This is a genomic window from Pseudozobellia sp. WGM2 (assembly GCF_017810075.1).
Lineage (GTDB): Bacteria > Bacteroidota > Bacteroidia > Flavobacteriales > Flavobacteriaceae > JADNYK01.
This window is the reverse complement of sequence record NZ_JADNYK010000002.1, coordinates 777679-793001: the sequence shown is the minus strand read 5'-3', so window position 1 is coordinate 793001 and position 15323 is coordinate 777679. Positions and strand designations below refer to the sequence as shown.

At 38.9% G+C, this 15323-nt stretch carries 9 protein-coding genes and 1 tRNA gene; 6 read left to right on the top strand and 4 right to left on the bottom strand.

From position 1 onward, the window contains the following. Positions 1 to 210 precede the first annotated feature (210 nt). From IV512_RS06970 to IV512_RS06960, 3 genes are all read right to left on the bottom strand, one after another. Positions 211 to 284: transfer RNA gene (locus IV512_RS06970), tRNA-Asp, on the bottom strand. 72 nt (positions 285 to 356) lie between these two features. After that, entirely contained in the window at positions 357 to 1286 is a 930-nt protein-coding gene (locus tag IV512_RS06965; RefSeq protein WP_209401876.1) for a DUF58 domain-containing protein, read from the bottom strand. A gap of 41 nt (positions 1287 to 1327) precedes the next feature. Beyond that, positions 1328 to 3700 carry a GAF domain-containing protein gene (locus tag IV512_RS06960; protein WP_209401874.1) on the bottom strand — a complete coding sequence of 791 codons (2373 nt, stop codon included), beginning with the start codon at positions 3698 to 3700 and terminating at the stop codon, positions 1328 to 1330. 210 nt (positions 3701 to 3910) lie between these two features. On the opposite strand from IV512_RS06960, the gene IV512_RS06955 reads away from it, so the two are divergent. Together IV512_RS06955 and IV512_RS06950 are read left to right on the top strand one after the other, a co-directional pair. After that, the gene (locus tag IV512_RS06955) at positions 3911 to 4813 is read left to right on the top strand and encodes a serine/threonine protein phosphatase (protein WP_209401872.1); all 903 of its coding nucleotides are present in this window, start codon (positions 3911 to 3913) and stop codon (positions 4811 to 4813) included. Positions 4814 to 4944: 131 nt separating this feature from the next. Beyond that, positions 4945 to 5982, top strand: a complete 1038-nt coding sequence (locus IV512_RS06950) for an AraC family transcriptional regulator (RefSeq protein WP_209401870.1) — start codon at positions 4945 to 4947, stop codon at positions 5980 to 5982. A gap of 33 nt (positions 5983 to 6015) precedes the next feature. On the opposite strand, the gene IV512_RS06945 is transcribed toward IV512_RS06950, so the two are convergent. Continuing rightward, positions 6016 to 7293: a hypothetical protein gene (locus tag IV512_RS06945; RefSeq protein ID WP_209401868.1), complete on the bottom strand. Its 1278-nt coding sequence runs from the start codon at positions 7291 to 7293 to the stop codon at positions 6016 to 6018. Positions 7294 to 7525: 232 nt separating this feature from the next. Between IV512_RS06945 and IV512_RS06940 the strand changes: the two genes are divergently transcribed. From IV512_RS06940 to IV512_RS06925, 4 genes are all read left to right on the top strand, one after another. Then, positions 7526 to 8131, top strand: coding sequence for a DUF2652 domain-containing protein (locus IV512_RS06940; protein WP_209401866.1), 606 nt, complete (start codon positions 7526 to 7528; stop codon positions 8129 to 8131). A gap of 89 nt (positions 8132 to 8220) precedes the next feature. After that, entirely contained in the window at positions 8221 to 11925 is a 3705-nt protein-coding gene (locus IV512_RS06935) for a hypothetical protein (protein ID WP_209401864.1), read from the top strand. 454 nt (positions 11926 to 12379) lie between these two features. Next, positions 12380 to 13762, top strand: a complete 1383-nt coding sequence (locus IV512_RS06930; RefSeq protein WP_209401862.1) for a DUF1593 domain-containing protein — start codon at positions 12380 to 12382, stop codon at positions 13760 to 13762. 97 nt (positions 13763 to 13859) lie between these two features. After that, entirely contained in the window at positions 13860 to 15323 is a 1464-nt protein-coding gene (locus IV512_RS06925; protein WP_209401860.1) for a DUF4038 domain-containing protein, read from the top strand.

The window sequence follows — 15323 nt, the reverse complement described above, 5'->3', positions numbered from 1 at the left end:
AACGCTTCGGCAGAATCTTTCAATGCCAAGATAAAAGCATTTAGGGCGCAGTTCAGAGGTGTGAAAAATGTAGAATTCTTCCTATTTAGACTAACAACAGTTTTTGCATAAACACAACAATTGTTCCTGATCCCTCTTGAATGTTTATAAATAGTTTATAAATGGAAAAATAAAAAAGCCCTCACTTCCGTGAGGGCTTGATTTTACTTGCGGTCTGGACGGGACTCGAACCCGCGACCCCCTGCGTGACAGGCAGGTATTCTAACCAACTGAACTACCAGACCGTGGCGTTTAGCGTGTGCAAATATACATCGCTTATTCAATTGCACAAACTTTTTTTTAAAAATAATCTTGTCTCACAAAAAATTTCTGCGTTCTACCAAATACGTATTCAGCACCTTCGAGAAATCGCCCTGTACATCAACTTCGAAGTACTTTATCTTATATTGGGCACACTTCAACTTAAGTGCCTCAAAATAAGCTTTTATGGCTTTTTCGTAATTCTCTTTTACCGAATCACTATATAAATCGATGTGCTCGCCCGTCTCTACATCGACAAATCTCTTGGGCACATTTTCAAAATCAAAAAAAAATTCGGTAGCATGGTCCAACAAATGAAAAAGCACTACTTCATGTTTATTATATTTTAGGTGCCGTAGTGCATCGAATAATTTTTCATCATCGGTTTCAGACTGAAACATATCGGTAAACAGAAAAATTAAACTGCGTCTCTTAATTTTTTCAGCTATCTGGTGCAAATAGGTGTAGGTCTCCGTTCTTTGGGGTGGTTTGGGCTCTAAAGCAAGATCACTTAATTTGTTTAAAAGCATTTGATGGTGGCGTTCACTGCCTTTTTCGGGTGCATAATACTTATATCCATCAGAAAAAATACTAAGGCCAACAGCATCGCGCTGTTTTTTCAATACGTTCATTAATGCCGCTATGGCCAACACCCCAAAACCTATTTTGTTCAAATGAGATATAGATATATTTTCTACTTCAGGATAATGCATCGAAGCCGAATTATCTAGGATCATATGACACCGAAGATTGGTCTCTTCTTCATATCGTTTAGTATAAAGCTTATCTGTCTTGGCAAAAAGTTTCCAATCTATATGCTTGGTGCTCTCACCGTCGTTATAAATTTTGTGCTCGGCAAATTCCGCAGAAAAACCATGAAACGGACTTTTATGAATACCGCTGATAAAACCTTCGACCACTTGATTGGCCAAAAGCTCTAGGTTCTGGAATAATGAAGCTTTATGAAGTTCCGATTGTAAGTTCATACCACTAAGATAGGCATCTTACGATTGATAGGAAGATAAGCTTATGATTGCAATTCTTTCATAAGGTCATCGTAGGTATACGTTTTTTCTAGTGCTTGACCTGACTTCTTATAAAGAATATCGGCTCGTATAGCTTTAAGACCTGAAACACCTTGCAGCCCTTCTAAATCAACAATCTCAACCTTTCCGGTAAAGTACCCTTTAGATTTCAAGAACTTTATATAACGTAAATACTCTAGTTCGTCTTTCTTCTGAGAATAAACGATGACCATTTTACCCGGTTGGGTCAAACGTTCGTCAGTACCCTTGATAAAAGATTTGTCAATTCTCTTCTTAATAACCTCATAGCGGGCGTTATAAGTGCCATCTACATCAAATCGTTTTTCATCCATTCTAAACCGAATGGATAAAGAGGTATTATAGACCAAAATTAAAGAGGCAACATCAAGCGGCACAGGCAACTCTGGTTTAAGCTTGTAATGGGCGTTTTCCATCTCACACATCACCTGCAATTGCCATAGTCTTAAATTATTTAAAAATATAGGATTATACTCCAGTTCACCAGCGATAGAATCACCGATATACATATTATGCTCGACCCCATCAGTTTTGTACCGTTCGAAATAATGAGGAAACATATCTTGTGCATTTCGCTGCTTTCTATCGATAAGTGCTGCCAGTCTTTTATTGATCAACATGACACTTTCATCGTAGTTTCGACGGTGATCATAATAGGAATCGGTACCCATATCAATAGATGACTCATAGGAAGTAACCAAATTACCGACTTCAGTATCAGATTTTTTCAAATGTGCAAATACGGGATGTATTTCATCGGCCACAAAATTGAAAATTGCCTGTTCGCTATTGGTATGCAAGCTTTCCTTGATATTATCCATATGATCATTGACCCTGAACATCAGTTCTTCATATATGGGCAGCTTATTCTTTTGCCAAGCCGCATCTAAAACTTGGTTGACCGTAGAGAGTTGAATCATCAAATCACGCTGAATAGCACTATTTCTAGCATCAGAAGAATTTTTAATATCAATTTGACCGTAAAGCGGATGCACTTCTTTAAAAACAATTTCTTTGAAAGTAGGCTGAATACCTTCGAGGTCGTCTTTGATAAAGCGTTTCGCTTCTTCTTGAAAACGCCAATAGACAGAGTCATGAACCGAAGTACATTCATGTTGAATAACGGCATCAATCAAGTTCTCTTCTTCACTTTTTGATCGTAATACCGCTGAAACTATAAAAGGCATTACATCTTCGAGTTTATTGGCATTTACGCTATTCAATGCATTTTTCTCGGTAGAGACCAATTCCAATACCCCTAGCATCTTATCGTTATCTGCTATCGGGGCGAATATGGCACTTTTAATACCTTGTTTCTTTAAGTTCTTGTAAAAGTAAGCCTCAGACTTTTCTGCATATCTGTCTACGTCAGAAATAGCATAATAAGATTTCTCTTTCAACAATTTATGGTACGAATGCCCACAAAGCATTTCTTTACAGTTATGGGTTTCTTTGTCGCGCAATACAAAGCTTTCCATACCCTTGCCATAAACTGGCTCGAAACAATCGACCTTGGCATTATAAATCATAAACCCCGCCTTAAGGTTTGCTCGGTTGAAAAATGATTGAAAGGTCTCTTGTAGATTTTCTATAAAGCCTTCATTAGCTCTTTTGTCACTCGCAATCAGACTTGATTTAATTTCTGAAATCGAATGTTCAGCCGTAACGTCGAACATATTCGATATTACGAAACCTCTAGAAACAAAGCTATTGGGCGGAATCTTTTCTTTCCAGAGTTCAATATTGTCAAAATTTGCAAGCAATTCATCGATATCGTCTCTAGTAAGTTTTTTAGCCTTTTCTGTCGGCTCTATCTCGATGAAGTCGGCATTATAAAGTATGCGATAATGTCTCATTACCCCATTTGCATCGGGTATATCATAGAAGAATGGGCGTTTAAAGTCTAATGAAAAGCCGTAATAAAAGTTTAGAATTACGGTACAGGCCATCACATAAAGATGTTCTTCAGGCATGTTTCGCATTTCAAGTACAAAATCATCGCCTGCATCTTTTATAATCTTTTTGAACCTTTTCGACGAATTAAATATGATATTATCATACGGCAACGAGGCAGCCTTTATTTCGTTATCGGTCAAAACTTCTGAAAAGAGATCTTGTAAAAGAATCTGAATGAGATCTTTATGCTTTTCGAGCATGCTCTCGTCTGTAAACCCTTCTCGAAGTTCAGGATAGGGAGCTTGGGCAGCCAAGATACGCTTTGCCCTTTCAGCAAGATAGCTATCATCGCTACTTGCCATTTCCTCATACCTCTCCAACAATTTGTTAAAACTGATGAGCTGTGACAACGGAAACTCCTTTTCTCTTACTCCTTTCATACTCGTTATAGTCGTATTCTTGAAGGCAAAATTACAAAAGAAATGCCTCTCTTACAGTTAAAGCATACTCTAAACATCCTTCTTAACGATCCTCTTGGCGATTTTTTTAGCTTAGTTTGTTATTAAGATAAGTTAAATTAATCATTGGCCTTACGTTTTTGGTGTAATGATTAACTGTTTAAATTAGCGACTAAGTTATAATACAAAAGCATGTCATCGAACCAAAGGCTATCTAGAGCATACGAAAAGGCCAAGATTATCGACTTTGATGATAATACCAAATTCATTCTTTTTAGCGATTGCCACAGGGGCGACAATAGCTTTGCCGATGATTTTGCCAACAACAGAAACATTTATTTTCATGCATTGAGCTTTTACTATAAGGAGGGTTTTCAATATTGTGAATTGGGTGATGGTGACGAACTATGGGAAAACCTACATTTTGATTCTATATTCGAGGCACACAAAAATGTCTTTCAACTACTACGAAAATTTCATTTAGAGGGGCGATTGCACATGATATGGGGCAATCATGATATGGTCTACAAAGACCATGAATATGTCAAAACTCATCTGAACAGTTATTTTGAACCGATAGATGGTAAATCGAAAGAACTTTTTGAGGGTATCAGTTTCAATGAAGCTGTAATATTAAGGCATAATTCTACCAATCAAGAGATTTTTTTGGCCCATGGGCACCAAGCCGACTGGTGGAACTATACCTTTTGGCGGTGGAGTCGTTTTCTAGTAAGGGTACTCTGGAAACCTCTTCAAATATGGGGCATTGCCGACCCGACCAGCCCTGCCAAAAACTATACTGAACTCATTAAAATTGAGCGAAGAATAAAAAGATGGATATTACAAAAAGACCTCATACCCACTATAGTAGGCCATACCCATAGACCAAGGTTTCCAGAACCAGGCGATATCCCCTTTTTCAATACGGGAAGTTGTGTTCATCCCAGAAGCATAACCGGTATCGAAATCGAAGGGGGCAAAATCTCGTTGGTCAAATGGCAAATAGCAACAACCGAAGATGGTATTCTGCGCGTGGTCAGAATATTATTAGAGGGCCCTCAGAAACTCATTGATTACCAAAAGCATAAAGAATAAACCGAAGCATATGTTTATCAAATCTAGTCAGTTGCAAGAATCATTTTGTAAAAAAGTTGCATCTTTAACCCCGAAGCCCTCTTTTCTTTTACGCTAACGAAAAAACTAGAAACCTATAATCTACAGGATCCATGATTACTATTGAGGTTAATTCGCTTCCTATTGCCGAGGTAATGAGCGACATATCCGAAGCCTTTAATACTAAAGCGCAAGAAAATTGCGGTGAGTACTATTTAGATTTGCCTAAAGATATTGGCGAAGGGTACATTCGTGGTATTAGTTTTGACGGAGGATTGGGTATTATGCAATATGATTGCCTTTTTAAACAAGATGTAGAGTTTTGTTTTACCGTAAATGAAGTTCATCCTCTTAAATTTTTATATTGTCTAGAGGGAAAACTAAGACATCGATTTGAAAATTCAGACGAAGACCATAATATCGCCCAATATCAAGAAGCAATTGTAGCCAGTGATTTTTTAAACGGACATATTCTGAGTTTCGATGCAGGTTCTCGAACAGTAATCAATAGCCTTGAAATTTCTCGTAAAGAGTTTCAAAAGAAAATTCAGTGCAACTTGGTAACGATGAACGAAACCCTTCAAGATTTGTTCAATGATACCGATGCCTCAAAATCCTTTTATCATGATGGTTTTTACAGTCTCAAACTTGCTGACCTTTTTAGAGAAATGCAATCTTTTGAAAACAAAGATTTTCTTCGAAAACTATTTCTAGAAGGCAAGGCGTATCAAATGTTGACCAAACAGATTCTTCAATTCGAAGATGACCTTTCGGAAATTGGTAACCGTTCTATACTGAGACGTTCTGAAATCGCCCAAATCGAAAAAGCCGTTCAGCTCATCAAGGGTAGGCTCTATCAATCTGATACCGTCGAAGCTATCGCACAAGAGGTTGGTCTCAACGCCAATAAACTTCAAGAAGGCTTTCAAAACCTTTACGGACTAACCGTAAACCGATTTATTCAAAAAGAAAGATTGAACCTCATCAAAGACCTAATACTCAATACCAACTACAGTATCTCAGAGATTAGTGACATGACCGGTATTTCAAGCAAAAGCTATCTATCAAAAATATTTAGAGAAGAATATGGCACCTCCCCATCTGAATACCGAAAACATTTTGTTGAATCTTTACTCAATAGAAAAAAATAAGGTATTCTTTCAAAAAGACTAAAACTACAGTACCTATAGAGCGTTGCAATCAAAACAACTAAAATTAACTTCTTGAGCAGATTTATCTTCAGAACCTTTTAATGGTTCAACTAAAAACTCCCGCTCTTCTAAAATGCCTCTAAAGGCTTGAGCATAATCCAATAAATTATTTCTCCTGCTTTTAATCGTATTGGCGATATCTTCAGCATTTAATTCGCGAACATTATTAGGCCAAACCTCAAAAGCAGCATCAATCGATTCATCAGTAAGCAAACTTTTAAGTTTTTTGGCTTCATTTAAGAACAACTCTAGCTCGGCACCCTTTAGAAAATAGATATCAAAAGGCATGACCAAACCTGGCAAGTAATCGATTTCTTTATCAAAAGACTGTAGGCCCGGTAGAATATGCCTATTAGAAATTAAGGTCGGTAAAATACCCTCGATAGTAAAAAAGGCGTTGTCACGATCTCCCGGCAGTGGTATCGCATTGAATTTTTCGTTTTTTTCTTGTATTACCCAGCCCCATTGCTTAGCATGACGGTCCCAGTCACCAATTAAAATATCGAATAGTCTAGCTCTTATGAGCAATGCTTTATCTATCGTAACCTTCTCGCCATGCTCTTTTCTCAATTCTTGTAAATCATCGGTATCGATTATTTCCTTTACCTGCTCAAAGTCCGTCCAATTGGCGCCTCCCTCCGTTTCACGCTCAAAAAGAAAAAGACGGTCACCATATTTATTATTATACGTACCCAAATGTTCATGTTTAGGCACGAACAGTACTTTTGGTTGTGTATGCAAAATACCTGCCTTATCGGCCAATTGGGCCGCTACAAGTGCTGCATAAGGGTGCTGCGCAGAAATACCGTCGACAATAATATTTTCTAGACCTAGTTGTTTTGCGAATTCAGGAATCAAGGCTTTGGGGTCTTTGTTGACTCCCCTCAGGGAAAATACAAACCCGTCTTTAGAGCGTAGTTTGAGTGAATGGGTTTGCTTTCCACCGCCTTCCTTCAAGATTTCCATGCCCCCTTCCAAAGTGTCAAGAAAAACTATCGGCACTTTGATCGGGGCGGCCCAAACCTCACGATATTGACTACCTTGAAAAATATCTTTGATCAATGTACTCTTGTACAAGGTACTTGCAGCTACCAGAACAGAGTCATGTTCTGTAAAATCAATCTCCTCAATATCCGCTATACCTAGAATCTCACAAGTTGAGAAAACGTTATCCGTTGAAGACAGCGACACATAGAGTAAACCAATAAAAGTTGCTAGTAAAATCCCTATGATTATAAGTGTCTTTCTCATAATGACTAAAATAGTCAAGAAAATGTACCTTCGCCCATTAATGATCAATACATTACGATATTTTTATAACACAAAACACATTCTTATCAACTGCTACTTCCTTCTTAAATCAAATTATAACACAAACATTTTACTTTCGAATAGTACAATTATAAAACCGATAGCACTAACTGTTAGAATGCCCTTGGAATAACTTTGCTCCATGCCCATTGTCAACTAAAAGCACAGGCTTATGAAAGCACTTCCAACTTTACTTTGCATACCTGATATTAGCGGATTCACGCAATTCATGAGTGATACCGACTTCGAACTCAGCTCAAAGGTGATACCATCATTGTTGAACAAAATCATCTATTCTAACGAAATCGGATTAAAAATTTCTGAAATTGAAGGGGACGCTGTCTTGTTTTATAGAACAGGTGATTTACCTGCATTTAGAGAACTAATTGCGCAGTGCAAGTTCTTCTACACCGAATTCTACAAGCAACTATCAAGCCTTCGCGATCAATATATGGGGGAGAACGGCGCATCTAAAATTCCGGAAATTCTTGGTCTTAAAATAATACTTCATTTCGGGGAAGAAATAGGTGTCGTACCTGTAGGCAAGCTGATTAAACTGATGGGGGAAGATGTAATCGTAGCCCATCGCCTTTTGAAGAACGATGTTCCCTTTGATGAATATATTCTGATTTCAGATGACCTTATGGAACAATATGAAAATGGGGTTAAAGACAAGAATTTTGAATGGGGAAATATAAAAAAGGGAGATATGCATGTTGAACATGTGGGTACAGTTGGCTATCACTACATTAACCTTGCTTCTTTAAATCAAGAGTAATCCAGACTAAACAAACTGCCTATAGCTCAGGAGGTCTATCTTAACGACCATCGGCTTAACCTGCTGAACCTAAACGTAAAAACCAAACCATGAATTATTATAAGTCTATCAAAAAAATATGGGCTTTTGGCTCCATATTGCTTCTTTCGGCCTGCGCCACCTACGCACCTCAAACGTCTTCAGATTTAACAGAACCAAAAAAGCATGGTAAGAAAGCTGTGCATACTTTTTATATTGCCGGCGGTATCGGCAATATGGATGGAAAACTAAACGATGAAACATTAGCCGTGCTATCTAACGAACTTAAAAAGGCGGATAGTACAAGTACGCTGATTTTTACTGGGGACAATATTTCTGAGGAAGCAAACAACTGGCCGGCAGATAGGGCCTTTATAGACCAACAGATAGCGTTAACAAAGAATTTTAAGGGAAATACCATTTTTATTCCAGGAAATAATGAATGGAAGAGCTACAACACTGAAAAGATTGAAAAATTTGAAGAATATCTAGATGATAAAAATTTAGATGGTATAAAATTCTATCCGAAGAACGTTTGCCCTATAGAACATAAGGTAATCAATGAAAATCTCGACCTTATACTAATAGATTCAAAATGGTTCATTTCTAACTGGTCTCGTATCGAGAATATTAATAAGAAATGCACAGACATCGTCACGCGCAGAAGGTTTGCCGAAGAACTTGAAGGCTACATAAACGATGGTCAAGGTAAGAATATAGTCATAGCCATGCACCACCCGGTTTTCAGTAATGGAGTCTATTCGGGCAAGCAAAGCTTAAAAAGCAACCTGGTTCCCCTACCTATTTATGGTTCATTTCGTAACGGCATAATGAACTTAGGTGCCTTCTCACCAGAGTTACTCAATTCTAGACGCTATAACTACTTAAGAATATTGGTAAGCTCGCTGGCAAAAGCATCTGACCGAATTACATTGGTTTCTGGTCATGAAGAGAGTCTACAATATCTAACAGGTGGTAACATACATCAAATTATCAGCGGTTCTTTGAGTAAAAAAGCCGAGACCAAAAGATCTAAAGATCGAATCAATACCATTGGCGGTTCATTAGGTTACGAAGGTAAATATACGCATGGCACAAAAGGCTTTGCCAAGTTAAGTTATTTTGAAGATGGCTCATCTCAAGTTACGTTTATCAGTACTGATGGAAAGGAAAAAAGCATACAAGTTCTAGAAGAGTTAAAATCAGAAAATTCAAATCTGAACTATAGCGAACCTAATAAGAAAGCCAAAAGTGATGCCGTTCTAAAAGAGAGTAAAGCCATTAACAAATCGGGGTTTTACAAATTTCTCTGGGGTAATCGATACAGAACATATTTTGGTAAAGAAGTAAGTGCCCCAGTTGCGCTTCTCGATACCTTGTACGGCGGACTAAAAGTCACTAAAAAAGGTGGTGGTCACCAATCGTATTCCATACGATTAGAAGATAAAGATGGTAAAGAATATTCAATGCGTTCTCTGAGAAAAAATGCATTGAAGTTTTTAAAATTTAAAGTGCCCGGGGTGGCTTATACCCAAGATGATTACGACGATACGTTTACCGAAGAAGTTATTTCAGACTTCTTTTCAACGGCTCACCCCTATATGCAGTTGGTTATTAATCCGTTGGCGAAATCAGTAAATGTAAACCACTCAAGCCCATCTTTGTTCTATGTTCCTAAACAAAAAAGATTGGGCGGGTTGAACGCTGAGTTCGGCGATGAACTCTATTTTATTGAAGAGCGACCATCAGATGAACAGTTAAACTTTAGAGGCTATAAACGTACCATTGATGAATCAGGTAAGATCAATGAGTTTGAGAGCACTACCGATATGTTCGAAAAAATTAAAAGCGATGAGTCGTTCACCGTCGACCAGCGTGATTTTGTTCGAGCAAGAATCTTCGATATGCTTATCGGTGATTGGGATCGTCACCAAGATCAGTGGCGTTGGGTCGAATACGAAACCCGAGACGGTGATAAAACCTTTCTCCCTGTGCCCAGGGATCGTGACAATGCTTTTCCAAAATTCGATGGTTCAGCCATGAGATTGATTAAGTTGATGGTACCCAATGCAAGAAGGTGGCAATCTTACGGACCGAAAATTAAAAATGTAAAATGGCTCAATGTGGGCGGTAACCAAGTTGACCGAGCGCTCTTGACCCGTTTCGGGCCAGAGGTATGGGTAGAAGAAGCCAAATTCATTCAAGAAAATCTTTCTGAATCATCCATTGATTCCGCATTTGAGAGACTGCCAATCGAAGTTCAAGATGAAACCGCCGATAACATTCGTGAAAATTTGAAGAAGCGTCTTGAAGATTTGCCTGAATATGCTTTAGCCTATGCGAAATACTTGAACAAACTCGTTGCACTACATGCGACCGAAAAAGATGATAAAATTGAGATTACCAGATTATCCAACGGCAAAACAAAAGTGGTCATGCGTAGATTACTTTCTAATAAGACCAATGAACTTATTTATGACCGCACTTTTAATAGCTCAGACACCCATGAAATATGGATTTACGGCTTAGGTGACAATGATATTTTTGAAGTTTCAGGCGAGGGCGACCATCAAATTCTGGTTCGACTAATCGGAGGCTACGGTAAAGACTTGTATAAAATAACAAGCAAAAAATCGATAAAGGTCTATGATTGGAAACATGAGGATGTTGAGTTTAGCGACGAAACTCCCCAACATCAATTAACAGATGTCTATAAGACCAATACGTACCATTGGCGATTTTTTGAAGAAAACAGCAATGTAGTTAAACCTAATACTGGCTTTAGAACCGATGACGGTTTTTTTCTTGGGGCAACTAACATTTACAAATACAATGGCTTCAATGGGAATAAGTTCAAGCAGAAACATAGTCTTGCGGCGAACTACTACTTTAAGTTCAAAGCGATAGAATTAAAATATGCGGGTATTTACGCCAATATATTTCCGAAATGGAATTTTGAAACGAATGGCTATTATACAAACGATAGTTATTCAAATAATTTTTTTGGCATAGGTAACGAGACCCTTAACCTAGAAGACGATTTGGGTAGGAATTATTATCGCGCCCGGATGCAAAAAATTCATTTTGATGCAGGTATAGCATATCATACTCTAAGATTCAAAGCACTTTATGAGTCCTATAAAGTCAGTGAATTGCCTAGCCGTTTTTTCACTCCCGCCAACTTGAATTCAGATGTGTTTGGCTCACAAAATTATGTTGGTCTTCAGACTTCGGCAAAATATACCTTGGCTAACGCTAAAGACTTCCCATCTAAATCGATTACAATGGAACTTATGGCGGGCTATAAGGCAAATACCAGTATCGGCGACAACAAGTTCGGCTATCTACAATTTAAAGCTGGTTTTAGTCATAAGTTAATACCATCGGGTAATTTGGTATTTGGAACCTTGGGCGAGGTAAAAACAAACTTCGGCGATGATTATTTCTTTTACCATGCACCCACTTTAGGTGGCAATAATGGATTGCGAGGTTTTCGCGACGAGCGATTTACAGGCAAGACTTATTTCTACCAGACTTCTGACATCCGATTAAGGCTAAAAAGATACATTACTGCCATTGCCCCGATTACCATCGGAGTTTATGGTGGTTTCGACTACGGTCGTGTCTGGTCACCCGGCGACTCATCAAATGTTTGGCACACTTCTCAAGGTATTGGTTTTTGGGCAAGTGGAGTAGACTTCATCACCTTAAATGCCGGATATTTCAATTCCGTTGAAGGCAATCTGGTTCAAGTCGGATTCGGTTTTACTTTTTAAAGACTATTTTCAAAAGGGCTAAATTTAAAGAATCAACTTTGAATGGTTAAATCTCATATAACCATTCTTTTTAAATTAGATTTCTCACGTATCTCATAAAGTAGCCATTCTTTACCAATTCTGGTGTATCACTTGCATTTTATTCTTCATGGCATACGGGCTATCAATATTATGTACTTCCTAAATCATGTATTGAACCCTTATTTGAACATAAACCTTCCAACCCATGGATTGTCGTAATTACAATACAGGAATTGAACTAGAGTTCAGATGGATTTTCCTTTAATTGCTTTTTTTATCGTTTATTTTCTATTTTTAATTATCTTAGTAAACTTTCTTATACTTATTATCCATGATTTATTGTTCTAACTACTTCCTAAAAATCAGCTTTCACCTTCTCTTTATGGTGTCTGTAGCTACATGTTTTGGCCAGGTAAAATCTCCTGAAAACTATGTGAAACCTAGAATTATCGTTACCTCTGACGGGGAAATCGATGATGAGTGTTCTATGGTTAGATTTTTACTTTACTCCAACGAGTGGAACGTAGAAGGCATTATTACATCAAGTTCTCAGTACCATTGGCGCGGTCATAGATGGGCTGGTGATGATTGGCTGAATCCGTATTTGGACGCCTATGAGAGTGTCTACTCTAACTTAGTACTACATAGTGAAGATTATCCATCGCCGAGTTATCTACGATCTATAAACCATTTGGGCAATGTGGATGCAGAAGGCGAAATGGATTCGGTAACATCTGGCTCTCAGCATATAGTAAAAGTGATATTGGATGAGACGAAAAATGAGCCGATTTGGATCCAAGCTTGGGGCGGCACCAATACCATTGCAAGAGCATTAAAGACAATCGAAGAAGAACATCCCGAAAAAATGGAGTACGCTGCAAGCAAACTACGTTTTTTCTTTATTTGGGAACAAGACAACACCTATCAATCTTATATCAGACCTCACTGGGGAAAGTATAACATCCCCACGATAATCTGTGATCAATTTTGGGCCATGGCCTATCAATGGGATAAGATATTGCCGACAGATAAGATAGAATATTTCAAGAGCGAGTGGATGAAAGATAATATATTAGATGACCATGGCGCACTATGCTCCTTATACGAAGCGTATAAAGGGGGCAGCGATAACGAGGGCTGGAGTGCCGGCGATGCCAAAACACAAGGTTCTTTTCGTTCAGAAGGCGATTCGCCAGCTTTTATTCATGCTATACCCACTGGCTTGCGATCTTTAGAATCTCCAAGTTATGGAGGATGGGGAGGCCGCTACACCCTCATTCGAGAAAATACGTGGCTAGACCCCGTACCCGAAAAAAATTACACCTATCCAAAGGGGCGCTGGTACACCAAATCCGCTTGGGGAAGAAATTATATGAGAGAAACATACCCAAAAAACGAAGCTTTGATGACAGCCTATTTCAAACCTATTACACGCTGGGTAGATGCACTGCAAAACGATTTTGCCGCACGAGCCGATTGGTCAGTGAAATCTTTTGACGAGGCGAATCACGCGCCAACCGTAAAACTCGATAAACCTTTGGACCTCAATGCAAAAAGGGGAGATACCGTCGTAATCAGTGCAACAGAAAGCTACGACGTAGACAACGATTCTTTAGAAATAAACTGGTGGCAATACGAAGAAGCCGATACCTACACAGGTAAGGTCGAGATTTCAAATGCACAAACTTCGGTTGCCTCAATCAAGATTCCGGCCAACGCCAAAAAAGGAGAAACCATTCACATAATATGTGAAGTAACCGACAATGGCACACCCCAGCTAACAAGGTATCAAAGAACTATTTTAACTATAGATTAAGTAAACCCCTTTTTCAATAAGTCGACCAAAAAATTGAAAATTCACGAATACCATTTCGAAACCCACTCCCCACTATCAAAACTTTAGTACACACTCAATGAAAAAATCAAAAGAACTACTACTATTCACATTTGCACTACTTACAACCTTAATTAATGCACAAGCCCCTTGGGAGAAAGGAAAGCTAGAAGTTTCGGATAACGGACACTATCTTCAACACTCTAGCGGTGATCCTTTTCTATGGATTGGCGATACCGGTTGGGGCATGTTTCAGCAATTGACAAGAGAAGAGATCGACCTCTACCTTGACAATCGTCAAGAACTTGGGTTTACCGTAATTCAAGCCGTTGCCCACTGGTCACCCCACGGTGGCGGAATGAAGAGGAGTCCTGATAACGCGGCAAACGCCTATGGCCACCGCCCTTTCACTGGAACCGAAAAAGACCCTAACACCTCTGAACCCTTAGTAGTGAAAGGGGGAGACAAAAATTCACCAAATGACTATTGGGATAATGCAGACTATGTGGTCGAGGCCGTGAAAAAGCGTAATATGTATTTGGCCCTTTTGCCCCTATGGGCAGCCCAATTGATAACGGGTACAGAACAGTATACGGCAGAAGAAGCTAAAACATACGGAAAATTTTTAGGGAATCGGTATGGTAAAGAACCTCATATAATCTGGGTTTTAGGTGGCGATACCAAAGCACAGTTCGATGCTTATGACAAAAACCAGAATTACAGTTCATATGATAATCTTTCCATATATCGGGCAATGGCCGAAGGTATCGTTTCAGGGGTAACCGGTAAAAGTCCGGCTTGGAACGAACAAAACCCTGCTTGGGACGAAGTTCTATTAACCTATCACCCAAATGGCGATTACCCTTATGGTTCTTCTCAGTGGTTTCACAATGACGTATGGCAAGACGTAAACGGGGTGGAAGTTTGGAAAGAGGTTAACGATGTGTATAGAACCATGCTTCATGACTACCAACTAAAAGAACCTGTAAAACCAAGTCTTTTTCTAGAAGGTTCTTACGAATATGGTACCTATCGCCATGAATGCGGCTGGGTGACCCCTGTGAGAGTGCGTAGGCAATTTTACCAAACTTTTTTTGCAGGAGGAGCAGGCCATACCTATGGCGCTGGGCCTATATGGGCTATGCGCGGCAATGATGGAGATTACAATTGCGGCTACACTTGGCAACAGGCCTTAGATTTTCCGGGCGCCAGACAAGTAGCCGAAATCGGCAAAGAATTTCTGAGGACCCATAAATGGAACGAATGGATACCTAACGGGAGTGTAATTTCAGGAGTTGGCGAAAATGAGAGCTTGAAAACTGCGGTTACCACCTCATCCAAAGATATGGCTCTTATATACTTCTCTAACCATTCAAGCTGTCAAGTAAACAATATATTAGATGGAGATGCCGAAGCATATTGGTTTTACCCTAGAGATGGAGCCAAAGAGAATTTAAAGCCATTTAAACAAAATGAATCGCGCGACATGATACCCCCATCCAATTGGGAAGATGCCGTATTGGTATTAAAAATAAAGGTGTAA